Source organism: Streptomyces sp. SID13726, assembly GCF_010548375.1.
Lineage (GTDB): Bacteria > Actinomycetota > Actinomycetes > Streptomycetales > Streptomycetaceae > Streptomyces.
In genome coordinates this window covers 1-546 of record NZ_JAAGLY010000237.1, presented here as the reverse complement: position 1 = coordinate 546, position 546 = coordinate 1, and the positions used below count along the sequence as shown (strand labels likewise).

The 546-nt window shown below is 65.0% G+C and carries 1 protein-coding gene; it reads right to left on the bottom strand.

Annotated elements, in window-relative coordinates; all coding sequences use genetic code 11:
* A partial coding sequence (locus tag G3I78_RS47375; protein WP_164436812.1) for a hypothetical protein occupies nucleotides 1-240 on the bottom strand: 240 nt, incomplete at its 3' end.
* Nucleotides 241-546: the final 306 nt, after the last annotated feature.

Genomic DNA, 546 nt, shown 5'->3' with positions numbered 1-546 from the left:
GCCGAAGGTCGCGATGTAGGCCCGCCTGATGGCGTCCCAGCCGCGGCCATCGCCGATGCGAATCACCATGAGCGCCAGAACGAACCAGGCCGTGAAAGCCCCGGTAACGATCAATGTCCACCGCGGGCCAGAGAAGCTGGCGATCACGATCAAGGCAATGACGGTCACACCCAAGCCGAGGTGGGCGGCGGGCAGATCCGAGCGAAGCGCCTCGCGTAAAACGTGCCGTTCCTCCTGCATATCGCGGGTGTACCGCGAACGAGCTGCGTTTTCGGCGCTCTCTCGTTCAGCACTGTGGTCCATGGCTGGCCCCTGTATGTCTCTGGTTGAGGCTGCAACACGTACAACCTGTTCACGACCATCATCGGCCGTTCGGGCGGGGCGTAGTGGGTGGTTGGGTGCACCGGCTGGCGTGCCCGTCTTCGCGTCCAGGTTCGGGAGCACTGAGGCGGACGCGACTGACGCGCGGTGAATGCGCGGTCAGCCCTGCGTGAAGTAGCCGAGCAGGTCGGTGATCACCAGCAGGGTGAAGGGCCCGGCGAAGCC